Annotated in this window: 21 protein-coding genes; 6 read left to right on the top strand and 15 right to left on the bottom strand. The window is 72.5% G+C overall.

The features are described from left to right. Positions 1–6: 6 nt before the first annotated feature. From ACZ7GX_RS25050 to ACZ7GX_RS25035, 4 genes are read right to left on the bottom strand one after another with little or no spacing between them, the layout of a single operon-like run. Positions 7–510 carry a hemerythrin domain-containing protein gene (locus tag ACZ7GX_RS25050; RefSeq protein WP_498779992.1) on the bottom strand — a complete coding sequence of 168 codons (504 nt, stop codon included), beginning with the start codon at positions 508–510 and terminating at the stop codon, positions 7–9. Further along, complete coding sequence (locus tag ACZ7GX_RS25045) at positions 500–1312, bottom strand: MBL fold metallo-hydrolase (RefSeq protein WP_498779990.1); 813 nt, start codon at positions 1310–1312, stop codon at positions 500–502. The genes ACZ7GX_RS25050 and ACZ7GX_RS25045 overlap by 11 nt, the downstream gene beginning before the upstream one ends. A gap of 17 nt (positions 1313–1329) precedes the next feature. Next, entirely contained in the window at positions 1330–2127 is a 798-nt protein-coding gene (gene murI / locus ACZ7GX_RS25040; protein ID WP_498779988.1) for a glutamate racemase, read from the bottom strand. Next, the gene (locus ACZ7GX_RS25035) at positions 2124–2789 is read right to left on the bottom strand and encodes a rhomboid family intramembrane serine protease (protein WP_498779987.1); all 666 of its coding nucleotides are present in this window, start codon (positions 2787–2789) and stop codon (positions 2124–2126) included. Before ACZ7GX_RS25035 ends, murI begins: the two co-directional genes overlap by 4 nt. 106 nt (positions 2790–2895) lie before the next feature. On the opposite strand from ACZ7GX_RS25035, the gene ACZ7GX_RS25030 reads away from it, so the two are divergent. Then, entirely contained in the window at positions 2896–3741 is an 846-nt protein-coding gene (locus ACZ7GX_RS25030) for an SMP-30/gluconolactonase/LRE family protein (protein WP_498779985.1), read from the top strand. A 182-nt stretch (positions 3742–3923) separates the two neighbouring features. On the opposite strand, the gene ACZ7GX_RS25025 is transcribed toward ACZ7GX_RS25030, so the two are convergent. Then, on the bottom strand, positions 3924–4694 hold the full coding sequence (locus ACZ7GX_RS25025; protein WP_498779983.1) for an MBL fold metallo-hydrolase: 771 nt from the start codon (positions 4692–4694) through the stop codon (positions 3924–3926). 414 nt (positions 4695–5108) lie between these two features. Between ACZ7GX_RS25025 and ACZ7GX_RS25020 the strand changes: the two genes are divergently transcribed. Both ACZ7GX_RS25020 and ACZ7GX_RS25015 read left to right on the top strand, forming a co-directional pair. Then, the gene (locus ACZ7GX_RS25020; protein WP_498779982.1) at positions 5109–5786 is read left to right on the top strand and encodes a polysaccharide deacetylase family protein; all 678 of its coding nucleotides are present in this window, start codon (positions 5109–5111) and stop codon (positions 5784–5786) included. Then, positions 5783–7093 carry an extracellular catalytic domain type 1 short-chain-length polyhydroxyalkanoate depolymerase gene (locus ACZ7GX_RS25015; RefSeq protein WP_498779980.1) on the top strand — a complete coding sequence of 437 codons (1311 nt, stop codon included), beginning with the start codon at positions 5783–5785 and terminating at the stop codon, positions 7091–7093. The genes ACZ7GX_RS25020 and ACZ7GX_RS25015 overlap by 4 nt, the downstream gene beginning before the upstream one ends. Positions 7094–7144: 51 nt before the next feature. Here ACZ7GX_RS25015 and ACZ7GX_RS25010 read toward each other — a convergent pair whose 3' ends face one another. The 7 genes from ACZ7GX_RS25010 to clpS all read right to left on the bottom strand — a co-directional run bounded on the left by ACZ7GX_RS25010 (position 7145) and on the right by clpS (position 11015). Then, positions 7145–8095, bottom strand: coding sequence for a PLP-dependent cysteine synthase family protein (locus ACZ7GX_RS25010; protein WP_498779978.1), 951 nt, complete (start codon positions 8093–8095; stop codon positions 7145–7147). 37 nt (positions 8096–8132) lie between these two features. Further along, positions 8133–8405, bottom strand: coding sequence for a MoaD/ThiS family protein (locus tag ACZ7GX_RS25005; RefSeq protein WP_230566056.1), 273 nt, complete (start codon positions 8403–8405; stop codon positions 8133–8135). 70 nt (positions 8406–8475) lie between these two features. Beyond that, on the bottom strand, positions 8476–8931 hold the full coding sequence (locus ACZ7GX_RS25000) for a M67 family metallopeptidase (RefSeq protein WP_367131722.1): 456 nt from the start codon (positions 8929–8931) through the stop codon (positions 8476–8478). Between the two features lie 51 nt (positions 8932–8982). Beyond that, on the bottom strand, positions 8983–9507 hold the full coding sequence (locus ACZ7GX_RS24995; RefSeq protein WP_498779975.1) for a DUF2231 domain-containing protein: 525 nt from the start codon (positions 9505–9507) through the stop codon (positions 8983–8985). 91 nt (positions 9508–9598) lie between these two features. Then, positions 9599–10162, bottom strand: a complete 564-nt coding sequence (locus ACZ7GX_RS24990; protein WP_498779974.1) for a peptidase S58, DmpA — start codon at positions 10160–10162, stop codon at positions 9599–9601. Then, the gene (locus ACZ7GX_RS24985) at positions 10162–10719 is read right to left on the bottom strand and encodes a DUF2017 domain-containing protein (protein WP_498779973.1); all 558 of its coding nucleotides are present in this window, start codon (positions 10717–10719) and stop codon (positions 10162–10164) included. The genes ACZ7GX_RS24990 and ACZ7GX_RS24985 overlap by 1 nt, the downstream gene beginning before the upstream one ends. Further along, complete coding sequence (gene clpS, locus ACZ7GX_RS24980; protein WP_033438448.1) at positions 10716–11015, bottom strand: ATP-dependent Clp protease adapter ClpS; 300 nt, start codon at positions 11013–11015, stop codon at positions 10716–10718. The genes ACZ7GX_RS24985 and clpS overlap by 4 nt, the downstream gene beginning before the upstream one ends. A gap of 76 nt (positions 11016–11091) precedes the next feature. Here clpS and ACZ7GX_RS24975 point away from each other — a divergent pair, with 76 nt between their 5' ends. Both ACZ7GX_RS24975 and ACZ7GX_RS24970 read left to right on the top strand, forming a co-directional pair. Beyond that, positions 11092–12366 (top strand): nicotinate phosphoribosyltransferase, encoded by a 1275-nt coding sequence (locus ACZ7GX_RS24975; protein WP_498779971.1) that lies wholly within the window; start codon positions 11092–11094, stop codon positions 12364–12366. Between the two features lie 10 nt (positions 12367–12376). Beyond that, on the top strand, positions 12377–12946 hold the full coding sequence (locus ACZ7GX_RS24970) for an isochorismatase family protein (protein WP_498779969.1): 570 nt from the start codon (positions 12377–12379) through the stop codon (positions 12944–12946). 197 nt (positions 12947–13143) lie between these two features. Here ACZ7GX_RS24970 and ACZ7GX_RS24965 read toward each other — a convergent pair whose 3' ends face one another. The 3 genes from ACZ7GX_RS24965 to ACZ7GX_RS24955 form a co-directional block, all read right to left on the bottom strand. After that, positions 13144–13806, bottom strand: a complete 663-nt coding sequence (locus ACZ7GX_RS24965; RefSeq protein WP_498779968.1) for a hypothetical protein — start codon at positions 13804–13806, stop codon at positions 13144–13146. Between the two features lie 125 nt (positions 13807–13931). After that, positions 13932–15095 (bottom strand): non-hydrolyzing UDP-N-acetylglucosamine 2-epimerase, encoded by a 1164-nt coding sequence (wecB, locus tag ACZ7GX_RS24960; protein ID WP_498779966.1) that lies wholly within the window; start codon positions 15093–15095, stop codon positions 13932–13934. Positions 15096–15356: 261 nt separating this feature from the next. Continuing rightward, positions 15357–16100, bottom strand: a complete 744-nt coding sequence (locus ACZ7GX_RS24955) for a choice-of-anchor protein CoaP (RefSeq protein WP_498779964.1) — start codon at positions 16098–16100, stop codon at positions 15357–15359. A 420-nt stretch (positions 16101–16520) separates the two neighbouring features. Between ACZ7GX_RS24955 and ACZ7GX_RS24950 the strand changes: the two genes are divergently transcribed. Further along, positions 16521–17096, top strand: a complete 576-nt coding sequence (locus tag ACZ7GX_RS24950; protein WP_498779962.1) for a biotin transporter BioY — start codon at positions 16521–16523, stop codon at positions 17094–17096. Positions 17097–17126: the final 30 nt, after the last annotated feature.

Genomic DNA, 17126 nt, shown 5'->3' with positions numbered 1-17126 from the left:
TCGACGTTAGTCGATCCGATCCTCCGTGGCTGCCGCGATCTTGCGGACGTAGCCGATGTCACCGCAGTCGTCGTCCAACCGGCTCTGCCGGACCTCCGTGAACAGCCGGCCGAGCTCGTCGCGCCGCTCGTCGGACACCTCCTGCCGCGCGTCGTTGAGGATCGTCCGCTCCTCCTCGTCCACGTGGTGGTTGAGCGCCTGGACCAGCTCCTCCAGCTTGTCCTCCCACTCCTCGGAGCCGGTGTCCTCGACCTCCATCAGCGCCAGCAACGCCTGGTGGCCCTCGGCGTGCTCCTCCGCGCCGTGGTCGACCTCGGCGTTGTCGACTTCCTTGTACCGCTTGAGGGCCGGGTACACCTTGGACTCCTCGGCCTCCGCGTGCGCCACCAGCAGCGCCGCCAACTCGCCGAGCACCGCCGAGCGGTCGGTGTTCCGGTCGCGCAGCGCCCGGAACAGCTCCTCGAACTTGCGGTGGTCGGCCAGGATCAGCTCGACGACATCAGTTGCCATGGCCGCCGATTACCCGCACCTCCGACCGGTCAACCGCGTAGGTGTCGCCTTGGTTGACCACGTCGACCGGCCCGGCGAAGCGGCTGCGCGCCTCGGCCAGCACGGCGTCGCGATCGGTCCACGGCGCGATGTGCGTGAGCAGCAGCCGCCCGACACCGGCGTCCGCCGCCACCTCACCCGCCTGCACCCCGGACAGGTGCGTGCCGGGCGGCCGGTCGTCGGAGTGCGTCCACGTCGCCTCGGACAGCAGCACGTCCACGTCGCGCGCCAAGCCGCGTAACGCCTCGCACGGCCCCGTGTCACCGGTGTAGGCCAACGTCGCCGTCTTGGTGGCGATGCGGAACCCGTAGGTCTCGGTCGGGTGGTCCACCCGGACGGCCGTGATCTCGAACGGCCCGATGCGGGTCACCGCGCCGTCGGCGACGGTGTGGAACTCGAACACGTCGCCCAGGTCCGTGGTGAGCAGTTCGTCGGCCGTCTCCGCGTACGCGCGGGCGAACCGGTCGGCGGCCTCGGCGGGCCCGTGCACGGGCAGCCGTCGTTCTCGCGTGTCGTACGGCGGGTGGGTGTGGTAGCGGCGTATGACGGCGAGGGTGGTGAAGTCGGCGCAGTGGTCCGGGTGCAGGTGGGAGAACAGCAGGGCGTCCAACGAGAACGCGTCGTGACGCGTCTGCAGCGACGCCAGGACCCCGCTGCCCAGTTCGATCGCGAGTCGGCAGCCCTCCGCCTCGACGAGGTAGCCGGATGCGGGCCCGTGCGGTCCCGGCAGGCTGCCCGAGCAGCCGAGGATGGTCAACAGCACCCGTGGAGCGTGCCAGGTCAGCCGTGGGCGTGGAAGGTCGCCTTTTCCAACCCGGGCAGGAATCGGCGTGCCAGCCTGGCGAACGGCTCGACCGGACCGGTGCAGCTGAACCGCTGGTCGGGGTCGCCGTCGCGGAACAGGTCGCGCTCCGTGAGCACCCGCACGACGTCCTTCACGGTCTCCTCGGCGCTGGAGACGAGCGTCACGCCGTCGCCCATCACGATCTGCAGCACGCCGGTCAGCAGCGGGTAGTGCGTGCAGCCGAGGACGAGCGTGTCGACCTCGGCCCGCTGCAGCGGTTCCAGGTAGGCCTGGGCCAGGCCCAGCACCTGGCGGCCGGAGGTGGTGCCGCGCTCCACGAAGTCCACGAACCGGGGGCACGCGACCGCGGTGACCTCGATGTCCCGTGCGGCGGCGAACGCGTCCTGGTACGCGCCGGACGCGACCGTGCCCGCCGTGCCGATGACGCCGATCCGGCCCGTGCGCGTGGTGGCGGCCGCCCGGCGCACGGCGGGCAGCACGACCTCGACCACCGGGATGTCGTAGCGCTCGCGCGCGTCGCGCAGGCAGGCCGCGGACGCCGTGTTGCAGGCGATGACCAGCAGCTTCGCGCCGTCGGCGACCAGCCGGTCCATCACTTCGAGGGCGTACTTGCGCGCCTCGGCGATGGGCAGCGGGCCGTACGGGCAGTTGACCGTGTCGCCGACGTAGCGGATCCGCTCGCCCGGCAACTGGTCCATGATCGCCCGTGCGACGGTCAGCCCGCCGACGCCGGAGTCGAAGATCGCGATGGGCGAATCGGCGGTGACGGTCACGCGTCGAGCGTAGTCCGGGCGCTCTTCCTGGCATCCCGGGCGACGCCCCACGCCGCCAGGACGCCGCCGAGCGCGCCGAACAGGTGGCCTTCCCAGGAGATGCCCGGCTGGCCCGGCAGCACGCCCCACAGCGCCGCGCCGTAGACCGCGAAGACGACCACGGCCAGCAGGATCTGCAGCGGGCTGCGCGCGAAGATGCCGCGCACCAGCAGGAACACCAGGAAGCCGAAGACGAGGCCGGACGCGCCGATGTGGCTGCCGTAGGAGCCGAAGATCCACACACCGAGGCCGCTGGTCAGCCAGATGACCGCGGTGACCTGGAAGAACTGCTTGATCCCGGCGGAGGTGGCCAGGTAGGACAGCACGAGCAGCGGCACCGCGTTGCCGGTCAGGTGGGTCCAGTCGCCGTGCAGCAGCGGGAACCACAGGATGTTGTCCCACTCGCTGAAATCACGCGGGATCACGCCGTCGTCGTCGAGCCGGCCGCCGAGCACGGTGTCGATCGCCTCGACGACGTAGAGCAGGCCGACGAAGCCGAGCACGACCACGGCCGACAGCACGGGCCTCGGCGGCACGACGCGCTTGGCCAAGGGCTTGGCCTGCTTGGGCGCGGCGACCACCGGGTCGGGCGTCGGCGGGGTGAAGGGGCCGGTGGGATCCACGTCACCAGGCTACGCGTGGATCCGGTGGTTCAGCCGGACTTCCGCCCAGCGTGACTTCTCCGTCTTTCGCCCATAAGCGACCGGTGCGTGACCGTAGGCTGTGCCGGTGTCGATCGATGTGGCGGTGCGGGCCGAAGCGGAACTGGGTGAGGCCCCCACGTGGGACCACGCCAGCGGAACGCTGCTCTGGGTGGACGTCCTCGGCAGCGAGGTGCACCGGTACAACCCCTCGCGCGACGACGACGCCGTCCTCGAAGTGCCGCAGCACGTGGGCGCGGCCAAGCCACGGACCCGCGGCGGCCTGGTGCTGAACCTGCGCGACGGCGTGGCGCTGATCGACCGGGACGGCGTCAAGACGTGGCTCGTCTACTGGGCCCGCGACGGCGTGCGGGGCAACGACGCGGCGATCGACCCGGCGGGCCGGCTGTGGGCGGGCACGATGCGGTACGACGAGGACCCCGGCGGCTGGCTGGCCCGCGTGGAGCCGAGCGGCGACGCGAAGGTCGTGCTGGACAAGGTGAGCGTCAGCAACGGCATCGGCTGGAGCCCCGACGCCGCGCTCATGTACTACATCGACTCGGCGGAGCGGCGGATCGACGTCCTCGACTACGACCGCGAGACCGGTGAGGCGACCAACCGCCGTCCGCTGGTCGACGTGCCGCGCGGGCTGCCCGACGGCCTCACCGTGGACGCGTCCGGCGCGATCTGGGTCGCGCTGTGGGGCGGTGCGGCGTTGCACCGGTACACGCCGGACGGCGTGCTGGACCGGGAGGTCGAGCTGCCGGTCGGCCAGCCGACGGCGTGCGCGTTCGGCGGCGCGGACTTCACCGACCTGTACGTGACGACCGCGCGCGTCGGGTTGAGCGGTGACGCGTTGAGCGAGCTGGCCGGTTCGGTCCTGGTGCTGCCGGGCGTCGGCGAGGGCCTGCCGTCGACCGCGTTCGCGGGCTAGCGCCTGTTTCACAAGTCCGTGTTCGCGATAGTCGGGCCTGAGGCGGCCCCCGGGGGCACGACCGAATGGGCCACATACAACAGCGGTATGCGGCCCATTCGGCCGCACCGCCGGGAACCACCTCAGGCGCGACTCTCATCGAACGAGACTTGTGAAACAGGCGCTAGCTCGGTGACCGGCGGCTAGAGGGTGTAGGTGGCGCCCGGCGCGGCCAGCTCGACCGGGCCCGGGAACGCCTCCGCCGCGTCGCTCAGCACGCCGTCGTGGTCCGACCACGGCAGGACGTGGGTCAGGACCAGGCGGTCGACGCCGGCGGCCTTGGCCACCTCGCCCGCCTCCTGCCCGCTCATGTGCAGGTAGTCGGCGCGGCCCGCCTGCTCGCGCCACGCCGAGTCGGCCAGCAGCAGGTCGGCGCCCTCGGCCAGCCGCACCAGCTCCGGGCACGGCACCGTGTCGCCGGAGAACACCAGCGACGCGCCGCCGTAGGTGATGCGGAACCCGTAGGCCTCGCAGATGTGGCGCATGGCGGCCACCTCGACCTCCACCGGGCCGATGGCGTACCGGCCGGGCGCGAGCGGGACGAAGTCGAAGGTCTCGGCCAGGTCCGTCGTCGCCAGCGAGGCCCGGTCGGCGGCGTGCGCGTTGGCCAGGCGGGACGGCGCGTGCGACGGCGCGAACACCGGCAACCGGCGTTCGGTGACGTCGTAGGGCGGCTCCGGGTGCTCGCGCCGGTGCACGGCGAGCGAGCCGAAGTCGGCGCAGTGGTCGAGGTGCAGGTGCGACAGCAGCACGGCGTCGAGCTCGAACGGGTCGCAGAGCCGCGTGAGCGGGCCGAACACCCCGCTGCCGAGCTCCATCACGATCCGCACGCCGCCCGCCTCCACCAGGTACCCGGAGGTCGGCAGATCGGGTCCCGGCGCGCTGCCCGCACACCCGAGCACCGTCAATTGCATGGGCTAAACGATAGCAGGACCGAGGACGGCAAAAATGCGGGAACACCGTGGGTGCCGGCCATTGTAATCGACCGCCACACAGGTTCACTCGAATGCATCAACCGAGGTCGGGAGCCTGTACGGGCCTGCGGCTTTCCGAAGCGCATTCGGTAACGCGGCAATTCCGCGAGGACGGCCGGGCCCTGTTTCGCCATTACCTCGGGACGTCACTCGGAAGATTAGGACCCACCACGGCGCCACCGGTCGAAAGTTTCCGGGCGCAGCCGGCGCGACCGGACGGGCGCACCGGTCGTTGCCGCAGCTCATCACGCCATTTGAGACTCGCAACATTCACGAAACTCATTGTCCGCGACCAGTCCGCGACACATAGTGACGACAACTCACGCCGTGATCCTCAAGGAGGAGGGAATGGTCATGAGGACCCTTCTGGCCGTGGTGCTGCTGGTGATCGCGCCACTGCTGTCCGCGAACACCGCGGGTGCCGCGCCCGCCCCGGAAGCGGGGCCGGTCGCGCTCGCCTGCAACGGGTACGTCGCGCTGACCTACGACGACGGTCCGAACGCGCAGTTCACCCGTCCCTTGTTGAGCGCGCTGCGCTCGGCGGGCGCGCGGGCCACGTTCTTCGACCTCGGCTCACGCGTGCAGCAGCAGCCGCAACTGACGCGCGAGACCGCGCAGGCGGGCATGTGGGTCGGCAACCACTCGTGGTCGCACCCGTACCTGACGAACCTGAGCGCCGCCGCCGTGGCCAAGGAGCTCGGCGACACCCAGAACGCGATCCGCAACGCCACCGGCCAGACGCCGACGCTGTTCCGCCCGCCCTACGGCGCGACGAACTCCACCGTGCAGACCGAGGCGCGCAGGCTCGGCCTGACCCAGGTCATCTGGTCGGTCGACACGCAGGACTGGAACGGCGCGTCCACCGACGCCATCGTGCGCGCCGCGACCAGCGCGAACGCAGGCGGCATCGTGCTCATGCACGCGAGCTACCAGAACACGGTCAACGCGGTGCCGCGCATCGTCCAGGGCCTGGCGGCCAAGAACCTCTGCCCCGGCCGCATCGACGGCGCCGGACGGGTGGTGGCCCCGTGAAGGTCCTCGGCGCGATCGTGAGCTCCCTGGCCGTCGCCGCGGCCTTCGTGCTGGCCCTCGTCGCCGCACCGCAGGCGTCGGCCGCCACGCTGACCGAGGTCACCGGCTTCGGCGCCAACCCCAGCAACCTGCGCATGCACCTGTACGTGCCGGACCGCACCCAGGCCAGGCCGGGCGTGCTGCTGGCCGTGCACTACTGCACGGGCACCGGCCCGGCGTTCCACTCGGGCACGGACTTCGCCCGGCTGGCCGACCAGTACGGCTTCATCGTGATCTACCCGTCGGCGACGCGAAGCGGGCAGTGCTTCGACGTGTCGAGCCCGCAGGCGCTGCGGCGCGACGGCGGCAGCGACCCGGTCGGCCTGATGTCGATGGTCCGGTACGTGCTCCAGCGCTACAACGGGGACACGGGCCGCGTGTTCGTCACCGGCGTCTCGTCCGGCGCCATGACCACGAACGTCATGCTGGGCAACTACCCGGACGTGTTCGCCGCGGGCGCCGCGTTCGCGGGCGTGCCCGCCACCTGCTTCGCCACCACCGACGGTTCGGGCTGGAACAGCGCCTGCGCCAACGGCCAGGTGCTGCGCACGCCGCAGGAGTGGGGCAACCTCGCCCGCGGCATGTACCCCGGCTACAGCGGCGCCCGGCCGCGCGTGCAGCTCTGGCACGGCACCGCGGACGACACGCTGCGGTACCCGAACTTCGGCGAGACGATCGACCAGTGGACCAACGTCCACGGCCTGTCCACCACGCCGACCTCCAGCGACAGCCCGCAGTCCGGGTGGACGCGCACCCGTTACGGCGACAAGGTCGAGGCCATCTCCATGCAGGGCACCGGCCACAACCTGATGGGCGCGGGCATGGCGTTGCGCGCCATCCAGTTCTTCGGGCTGGACAAGCCCGGCGACACCACCACGACCACGACGTCCACGACGACGTCGACCACCACCACGACCACAACCACGACGACCACGACCACCCCGCCGCCCGGCGGCTGCAAGGTCACCTACGGCGTCAACAGCTGGAACACCGGCCTGACCGCGAGCATCACCATCGCCAACACGTCCACCAACGCGATCAACGGCTGGCAGCTCGCGTTCACCCTGCCCAGTGGGCAGACCATCACCAGCGGGTGGAACGCCACCTACTCCCCCACCAGCGGCGCCGTCACGGCGCGCAACGCGTCCTACAACGGCGCGCTCGCCGCGGGCGCGTCCGTCGGCATCGGGTTCCAGGCCACCCACAACGGCAACACGGACAAGCCGAGCTCGTTCACGCTCAACGGCGTCGCGTGCGCGATCGGCTGAGACGAGAAGGGCCCCGCACATGCCCGCGGGGCCCTTCTCCCTTCTCGGGCCTCAGGCCCAGAGGTGACCGTCGAGCCGTTCCGCGGCCTCGTCCAACGTCCCCGCGTACGCGCCGGTGGACAGGTACTTCCACCCCGCGTCCGCGACGACGAACGCCACGTCCGCAGACTCACCGCGCGCCGCCGCCTTCTCCGCCGCGGCCAGCGCCGCGTGCAGGATCGCGCCGGTGGAGATGCCCGCGAAGATGCCCTCCACCTCCAGCAGCTGCCGGGTGCGGCGCAGCGCGTCGTACGAGCCGACCGAGTAGCGACCGGTCAGCACCTCGGCGTCGTACAGCTCGGGCACGAAGCCCTCGTCGAGGTTGCGCAGCCCGTACACCAGCTCGCCGTACCGCGGCTCGGCCGCGATGACCTGCACGTCCGGCTTGTGCTCGCGCAGGTAGCGACCGACGCCGACCAGCGTGCCGGTGGTGCCCAGGCCCGCGACGAAGTGCGTGATCGTCGGCAGGTCCTTCAGCAGCTCCGGCCCGGTGCCGTGGTAGTGCGCGCCGGGGTTCGCCGGGTTGCCGTACTGGTAGAGCATCACCCAGTCCGGGTTCTGCGCGGAGAGCTCCTTCGCCAGCGCCACGGCCTGGTTCGAGCCGCCCGCCGCAGGCGAGAACACGATCCGCGCGCCGTAGGCCTGCAGCAGCTGCTTGCGCTCGGTGGACGTGTTCTCCGGCATCACGCACACCAGGCCGTAGCCCTTGAGCTTGGCGGCCATGGCGAGGGCGATGCCGGTGTTGCCCGACGTCGGCTCGAGGATCGTGCAGCCCGGCGTGAGCACCCCGTTCCGCTCGGCCTCCTCGATCATCATCAGGACCGGGCGGTCCTTGATCGAGCCGGTCGGGTTGCGGTCCTCCAGCTTCGCCCACAGCCGCACGTCCTTCGACGGCGACAGCCGGGGCAGCCCCACCAGGGGCGTGCCGCCGACGGTGTCGAGCAGTGACTCGTACCGGGCCACGATCGCTTCCTCCGCAGTGGGTCCTTCCGGGGTGGGGTCAGCCGCCCGCGACGGCCGGGAGGATCGTCACGGTGTCGCCGTCCTTGACCGCGGCGCCGAGGCCGCCCGCGAACCGCACGTCCTCGTCGTTGACGTAGACGTTGACGAACCGGTGGAGCGCGCCTTCCTTGACCAGGCGCTGCTTCAGGCCACCGTGGTTGGTCTCCAGGTCGTCGATGACCTCCGCGAGCGTCGCGCCCGCGGCCTCGACGGACTTCTGCCCACCGGTGTGGGTGCGCAGGATCGTGGGGATGGAGACGGTGACGGCCATGCTGGAACCTCCGAGGAGCCGGGTTTGGTGAGGTGGTGCCACGTGTGGTGCGCGGGCGCACCTGGAGGGCTCAGGGACAGTCGGGCGTGTCGTCGGCGCCGGTGTGGGCGAACATGTACGACTCCACGACCTCGACCGGCTCTTCGGTCACCACGCCGTCCACGATCCGGTAGGAGCGCAGCTCGTGCTGCTCCGGGTCACGGGTGGAGATGAGCACGTAGTGCGCCTGGGGCTCGCTCGCGTAGGAGACGTCCGTGCGGGACGGGTACGCCTCGGTCGCGGTGTGCGAGTGGTAGACGACGATCGTTTCCTCGTCGTTGGCGCTCATCTCGCGGTGGACGCGCAGCTGCTCCATCGAGTCGAAGCGGTAGAACGTCGGCGAGCGCTCGGCGTTGTCCATCGCGATGAACCGCTCCGGGCGGTCGGAGCCCTCCGGGCCCGCGATGATCCCGCATGCCTCGTCCGGGTGGTCGCGACGGGCATGCGCCACCATCGCGTCCACGAGGTCACGGCGAATCACCAGCACCCCACCATCCTACGTGGTGGGGGAAGGTGTCCCGCCGTGTGAGAACCCGCACTACACCGGTTCGCGCACGTCTCCGGGTGCGGCGGGATCGGCCGTCCGGACGCCGAGCAGACCGCCCGCGCCGAGGGCCGCGAGCCCGAGGGCCGAGACGGCCCTGGCCACGACGCCGAAGCCGTGGCCGCGGAGGCGGAAGGACGTGAGGTAGCACACGTTCGCCGCCGCGTTGGCCGTCAGCTGCACGAACGCCGTGCGCCGCTGCTCCTCGCCCAACGTGCCGTACTCGGCCAGTTCGGTGGCCAGGGCGGCGGGCGCGATCGCCAGCCCGGCGCCGATCACGGCGCGGGCCGCCTTGCCGCTGCCCGGCATGAGGTCCAGCGCCGCCGACGCCGCGTACAGCCCGATGGGCAGCGCCACCAGCGCCGGGTGCACGGGCCGGCCGAGCGCCCGTGCCCGCAGCAGGTCGGTCACCTCGCGCCTGCGCAACGTCGCCGGCACCGCCTCCGCCAGCGCACCGGCCGCCTTGCCGACCGCCGGACTGGTCCGCACCCACCTGAACGCCCTCTGCACACCCGCCATACCGCCGGGTTACCCGCTTCGCGGGCGTTGAACTCAGGTTTCCGAACGTAGGACGAGCCTGACCGGAACGCAGGACGCGTGAGTCGAGCGCTCAGGACCGGCCGGTGGCGTGGTGGAGGGCGGTGGTGGCGGTGGTGCAGAGGTCGTTCAGCGGGGTGCCGGTCGGGTTGCCGGTGGCCACCGCGAAGACGGTGGCGGGCACGGTCACGCCGGCGCGGGCGAAGGCGTCGTGCGCGGACATCGCGACCCTCCGGCACTCCGCCGGGTCCAGGTCGGCGTCCACCACGACCAGGCCGACGGCGGTCGAGCCGATCAGGGCCAGCGCGGGCACGTCGAGGGGCACGGCGGACGCGCACACCTCGTAGCCGTCGGCCGGAGGCAGGCCCAAGGCCTCCGCGGCCGGCACGATCGGGACCACCTCGAACGGGCGCGTGCCCACCGGGAACCCGTAGCCGCGCTCGGCCAGCCAGCGCACGACGCCGTCCACGGCCGAAGGCCCGCCCAGCACCACGGCGTGCACCCGCCGCACCAACGTCGACGGGTCGAGCAGGTCCAGCTCACGCGTGCCGACCGGCGCGCCCCGGGCGTCCACCCCGGCCACCGCGCCCGCGGGCGCCAGCAGCACCACCGCCCCCGGCGCACGCCCGACCAGCATCAGGCCATGACCGCTTCGATCAGCGTCTCCTGCACCCACGTCAACCAGTGGTACACACCCAGGTGCGGCGACCGCGGGTCGTCCGGCGGCAGCTCGTCCGGCATGTCCTCCTGCACGTCCAGCGCCGTCCCCAACGCCAGCCGCACGTCGTTCAACGCCGACAGCCACGCCTCGGCCTGGTCCAGCGCCAGCCGCACCTCACCGCCGTCGGGCGGGCACGTCTGGAGCACCACCGCCGCGACACCGGTCTTCAGGTCGAGCAGCTCGGGCTCGTGCAGCGACCGCAGCGCGTTGGCCGAGTCGACCTCGGCCGGATCGGGCGCGTCGGGGTCGAGCCGGTGGAAGTCGGGCAGCAGCCGACCCAGGATCGGGTCGTCCGGCGGCGTGGACGGGCCGGTGCGGATGCCGGTCAGCTCCGCCAGCTCGTCCTGCGGCGCCTCCTCCGCGCGTGCCATCAGCATGTCCTGGATCTGGCTCACCAGGCCGCGCACCACGGCTGCTTCCTGCCGGTCGAACCGGCCGAGCACCTGGTCGCCGGTGCGTGTCCACTTCTTCACGACGAACGCTGCATGGTCGCCCAGAGCCCGGCCGCGTGCAGCTTGGCCACGTCGGCCTCCACCTTGTCCTTGCTCCCCGACGACACGATCGCCCTGCCCTTGTGGTGCACGTCCAGCATCAGCTTGGTCGCGTGGTCGCGGCTGTAGCCGAACAGCTTCTGGAACACGTACGTCACGTAGGACATCAGGTTCACCGGGTCGTTCCAGACCAGGGTCTGCCACGGGCGGTCCTCGGTGCGGACCTCCTCGCCGGCCGGGTCAACCTGCGTCCGCTCATGCTCGACGGGCGTGGTCATACCGCCAATGGTGTCATGTTCCGGTCCGCGGTGGAGCCCGCAGGGGCACCCTGGCCCACGGCTTAGGCTTCCCCGCATGTCGACGTCGCTGTTCACCGACCACTACGAGTTGACGATGCTGGCCGCGGCGCTGCGCGACGGCACCGCCGACCGGCCGTGCGTCTTCGAGGTCTTCGCCCGGCGGTTGCCGGAGGGCAGGCGGTACGGGGTGGTCGCGGGCACCGGGAGGCTCCTGGACGCGATCACCGACTTCACGTTCACCGAACGTGACCTTGAGCTGCTGGAACGCACGAACGTGGTCGACGAGGCCACCCTGTCGTGGCTGGCGGACTACAAGTTCACCGGGGACGTGGACGGCTACCCGGAGGGCGAGCTGTACTTCCCGGGCTCGCCGATCCTGTCCGTGCGGGCGCCGTTCGGCGTCGGGGTGGTGCTGGAGACCCTGGCGCTGTCGATCCTCAACCACGACAGCGCCATCGCCTCGGCGGCGGCGCGGATGGTGGGCGCGGCCAACGGTCGGCGCATGATCGAGATGGGGTCGCGCCGCACGCACGAGGAGGCGGCCGTGGCGGCGGCCCGCGCCGCGTACCTGGCGGGGTTCACCGCGACGTCGAACCTGGAGGCGGCGCGGCGGCACGGCATCCCGACCGCCGGCACGTGCGCGCACGCGTTCACCCTGCTGCACGACAGCGAGGAGGAGGCGTTCCGGTCGCAGGTCGAGGCGCTGGGCGTGGACACCACGCTCCTGGTGGACACCTACGACATCACCAACGGCATCAAGACCGCCGTCGAGGTGGCGGGGCCGGGGCTGGGCGCGGTGCGGATCGACTCGGGCGACCTGGGCGTGCTGGCGCGGCAGGCGCGTGACCAGCTGGACTCGTTGGGCGCGCGGAACACCCGGATCGTGGTGTCGGGCGACCTGGACGAGTACTCCATCGCGATGCTGCGCGCGGAGCCGGTGGACGCGTACGGCGTGGGCACGTCCCTGGTCACGGGGTCCGGCGCGCCGACCGCGGGCATGGTCTACAAGCTGGTCGAGGTGGACGGGCGGCCGGTGGCCAAGCGCAGCTCGCACAAGGAGTCGCGCGGCGGGCGCAAGAGCTCGCTGCGGCGGCACAAGGAGACCGGGACGGCGTTGGAGGAGGTCGTGTTCCCGCACGACTCCGCGCCGTCGATGGACGCGCACGACCGGCTGCTGGCCGTGCCGCTGGTCCGCGCCGGCCGGCGGGTGGACGGCCTGGACACGTTGGCGGAGAGCCGGGAACGGCTGCGCGCTGCCCTCGTGACCGTGCCGTGGGAAGGTCTGAAGCTGTCCCGCGGCGAGCCCGCGATCCCGACGACGTTCCTGTAGGGGGCGGAAGATGAGCAAGGCGCTGATCGTGGTGGACGTGCAGGTCGACTTCTGCGAGGGCGGCTCGCTGGCGGTGGCCGGTGGGGCGGCGGTGGCGGCGGCGGTCTCGGCGCACGTGGCCTCGTCGTCGTACGACCACGTGGTGGCGACGCGCGACTACCACATCGATCCGGGTGCGCACTTCAGCGAGACGCCGGACTTCGTCGACTCGTGGCCCGTGCACTGCGTGGCGGGCACGGCCGGTGCGGCGTTCCACCCGGAGCTCGACGTCACGGCGGTGGAGGAGGTGTTCTCCAAGGGCGCGTACGCGGCGGCGTACTCGGGGTTCGAGGGCTCCTCGCGGTCGGGCGAGCAGCTGGTGGACTGGCTGCGGGCGCGTGGCGTGGAGCAGGTGGACGTGGTGGGCGTCGCCACCGACCACTGCGTGCGCGCGACGGCGACGGACGCGGCGAACGCCGGGTTCGCCACGACCGTGCTGCTGGACCTGACGGCGGGCGTGTCGCAGCCGACGGTGGACAGCGCGTTGACGCGGCTGGGCGAGGCCGGCGTGACGCTGTCGGGCACCCCTCGCGTCGGCTGACCGGCCCGCGCGTCGAACGCTCGGGCCCCGCGTGTCGAACGCTCAGGCCCCGCGAGTCGAACGCTCAGGCCCCGCGAGTCGAACGCTCCGGTCGGGTGAGTTCCGTGTTCACGTCCGCCGGTCGCGGTCCTGAACGGTGGACTCGGAGGTCCTTGGAGGTTCGACGCGCGGGGCCCGGGCGTTCGGCACGCGCGGGTTCAGGGGGTCGGCGAGCAGGCGGTCGCGCCGAGGACGACGTCACCGGTCACGGTGGACGCCTCGGTGAAGCGCAGGTGCAGCATGGTCATCGTGATGCTGCCGTCGTTCGCGTCCGGGACGGTCGTCTCGCCGAACGTCGCGGTGGCCAGCACCGTGCCGTCGCCCGCCTTGACCTGGTGCACGTAGTTCGTCGGGATCTGCTCGGGCAGCCCCGCGAAGCCCTGCAGGCCGTCCGCCGCCCACCCCGCGTTGGTGCCGGACACGGTGCCCACGCAGGTGACCTTCCACCTGGCCACCCGCAGCCGCGGCCCGCCCGCGGACATCAGCGCCGACAGCTCGAACTCCGAACCGACCGCCTCGGACGTGGACGTGGTCGTGCCGTTGTCCGGGTCGGCGACCGCGGTGGTGCACGACGACGTGCCCGCGCCGAACCGGACGCCCGTGCGGCTGACCGCCTCGGACGAGTTCGACGTCGTGCCGTCGACCGCGCACGGCGCCAGCGGCGCGATGGTGACCCGCGTGCCCGCCTTGGTGAACTCGGCGGAGCCGACGGAGGCCACCCCCGCCGGGTTGGCCGCCGACGCCGGTGGCGCGGCGATGACCAGGCCGAGTGCCAGCGCCGCGGTCACGGCGCCGACCCGGCGCGCTCCGTTCTGCTTCATCGTGTCGCCCTTCTGCTGTTCACGGACGTGAGGACTATCGAACTCCGGCGGACACGACCCGACGATCTCGCGCGTACATCACCCGCAAGGGGAAAACCGGTACCTGTTCGAGTGACAAAGCGCGGTCAGCACGGGATGCGCACCGGCAGCGGCGCGCTGGAGAAGTCAGTCGGCAGACCGACGAGTCGCTCCAACGCGCCACGCACCCGCATCGCCGCGCGGCCGTCGCCGAACGGGTTGCGCCCCCGCGGCAGCCGCAGCCGCGCGCCGAGCACCCAGCCCGCCTCGGCGATGATCCGGATCGGGTCGGTGCCGACCAGCCACGCCCCGCCCGCCTCCACCGCGGAGACCCGCTCGGTCGTGTCGCGCAGCACCAGCACCGGCACGCCGAACGTGGGCGCCTCCTCCTGGATGCCGCCGGAGTCCGTGAGCACGAGCGCGGACCGGCGCAGCGCGCGCACGAGGTCCGAGTAGCCCAACGGGTCGGTCACCACGATCCGCTCGTGCCCGCCGAGCACGGCCCGTGCCACCGCCCGCACCCGCGGGTCCGGGTCCGCGGGCAGCAGCACGCGCACGTCGGGGTGCCGGTCGGCGATCGCCCGCACGGCGTGCAGCACGCGCGTCAACGGCCTGCCCCACGACTCGCGCCGGTGCACGGTGACCAGCACGAGGCGTTCGGAGCGCTCGTCGAGCACGCGTTCGAGCCGCGCGAGGTCGGGGTCGCGGGCAGGCGGGTCGGCGGCGGCGATCTGCTGCACGGCGTCGACCACGGTGTCGCCGGTGACCACGATCCGGCGGTCGGCCAGGCCCTCGCGGACGAGCGCGGCGGCGTCGTCGTCGGTCGGCACGAGCTGCAGGGTGGCGATCCGGGCGATCAGCTGCCGGGCGCCCTCCTCGGGGGACCGCCCGGCGAGGTCGCCCGCGCGCGGCCCGGCTTCCAGGTGCGCGACCGGGATGCCGCGCCAGAACGCGGCGAGCGCGCCGGCCAGCGCCGTGGTCGTGCCGCCCTGCGCGAGCACGACCGCCGGGTCGCGCCCGCGCAGCAGCCGGTCGAACTCCGCGACCAGGCCGGCCGGCACTCCGTCCTGGCCGCCGGTGGCCGGCGGCACGTCCAGCTCGACGTCCGCGACCAGGCCGAACGCGCCCAGCGCCTGCTCGACCACGCCGTTGCGCTGTCCACAGTGGACGATCACGGGCCGGAGCACCGGGTGGTCGGCGAGCGCCAGCGCCACCGGCGCGATCCTCACCGCTTCGGGTCGGGTGCCCGCGAGCAGCACGACTTCCTTCACCTTGCTCCCTTTCACTGCGATTGCGAGTGGTGGTTCCGGGTGGGTGCGGCGCCCCGGCCGCGCGACTGGGGGTCGGCGCGTGGCCGGGGCGCACGCGCGCTACTCGTCGGCTGTCGCTCGTCGCCCGCGGGCCGCGGCGGGGCCGGCCACGCGGAGCACCGCGGCGGCCACCACCCACCACGCGACTCCGGCGCCGGTCGCGGCCGACGAGCCGATTCCCGGGCCGACCGCGACACCGCGGCCGGGGGCCTCGCGCACGGCTCAGCCCGCCGCGGGTTCGTGCCGGCGGCGCAGTGCCACCACGCCGAGGGGCACGCCGGACAGGGCGAGCAGGCCGAGCCCGATCCACAGGCCCGCGCCGGACGCCGCCGGGATCGGCAGGCCGGCCGGACCGCAGGTGGCCGACGAGAGCACCAGGTCGCCGACCGGGCCCGACGCGCCGCTCAGGGTCACGTGGACGGCGTTGACGGTGAGGCTGCCGTCGGCGTTGCGCACCTGCTCGTTGAGCACCACCTCGGCGAGGTCGACGTCGACGGTGGTGTTGGGCGCGGGTCGGGCGCCGATCCAGTCGAGCCGGCCGAGGTCCAGGCCGACGAGTTCGGTCTGGCCCGTGAGGCCCTTCTGGGTGGCCGCGCACTCGGCTTCGACCAGGTCGGCCGACACGGTCGCGGTCGAGAGCAGGTCGAGCCGGACGTCGGCGGCGCTCGCCCGGGAGCCGACGCCGCCGGTCTTGTCGTCGCGCGACGCGGACGCGTTGATCACGCCGGTCTTCAGGGCGTCCGGCAGGTCCACGCCCGCGAACGTGGCGGTGGTGGGGCCGTCCGCGTCGGCGGCGACGAACGGGCCGGCCGACACCGCGTCACGGCCCGTCAGCGACAGGTCCAGCCGCGCGCCCCTGGCCGAGGCATCGCCGGGCGCCGCCGACGCCGGTGCGGCTCCGACGACCAGCGCCGCGACCGCGACCAGTCCGGCCGTCGAGGCGCGGCACGTCATGGGCACCCGCATGGAACTCCTCCCTCGGAACGTCTGGCCGACCAAATGCCCCTATCGGCGTTACGCCCGCCGCATTAAGGGTTGCTGACCGTAAAGAGGGACAACGGCCACTCGAATCGCCCAACCACGGCCACCGAACGTGGGCCTGTCGCCCGAAGGGACTCACTCGTTCCGGGGATGAGGTTCGCCGTACCGCGACCCGATGACCACCAAGCAGCCCTATCGGGCGATCCCCGATCGATGGACAGGACTCGGTCAGTGGCGCTTGTCGTGCCTCGCCCCGAACGCCTGGTGAGGACGTTCGACGGGCGGCGTGGCGCTGGACCACCGACGCCGCGCGCGTGAGATGGCCAACTTTGTAGAGCTTCGACAAAGACCCGGCCAGTGATCGCCGGTTAACCTCCGGTGAGTCGATCCTCTGGGAGGTCCCAAGTGTCCGTCCTCGCCGTTCCCGGCCGTCGCGCGGTGCTCGCCGACCTGGTCCCGGGCGCTCTCGCGCGTGACATCGCCCTGGTCGTCGCGGGCGCCGGGCTGACCGGCCTGGCGGCCCAGGTCGCGCTGCCGGTGCCGGGCAGCCCCGTGCCGCTGACCGGCCAGACCTTCGCCGCCCTGCTGGTGGGCGCGGCGCTCGGGTGGCAGCGCGGTGGCGCGTCGATGGTGCTCTACCTGGTCGCCGGCGTGGCCGGTGTGCCGTGGTTCCAGGGCGGTTCGTCGGGCACGCCCGCGTCGCTCGGGTACGTGGTCGGGTTCGTGTTCGCCGGCGCGCTGGTCGGCCACCTGGCCGCCCGCGGCGGTGACCGGACGCCGTTGCGGACCGTCGGCACGATGGCGGTGGGCAACCTGGCGATCTACGCGTGCGGCGTGCCGTGGCTGATGGCCGCGGCGGGGGTGGGCTTCGGCAAGGCGCTGCAGCTGGGCGTGACGCCGTTCCTGCTGGGCGACGCGCTGAAGATCACGTTGGCCGCCGGCCTCCTGCCCGCGACCTGGGCCCTGATCAACCGCAAGTGACCCGGGTGTCCGACGTTCGCGTCACGCGTG

The sequence above is a fragment of the Actinosynnema sp. NPDC037264 genome, from assembly GCF_055603705.1.
Note: the sequence above shows the minus strand (reverse complement) of the source record. Positions and strands in the feature narration are given on the sequence as shown.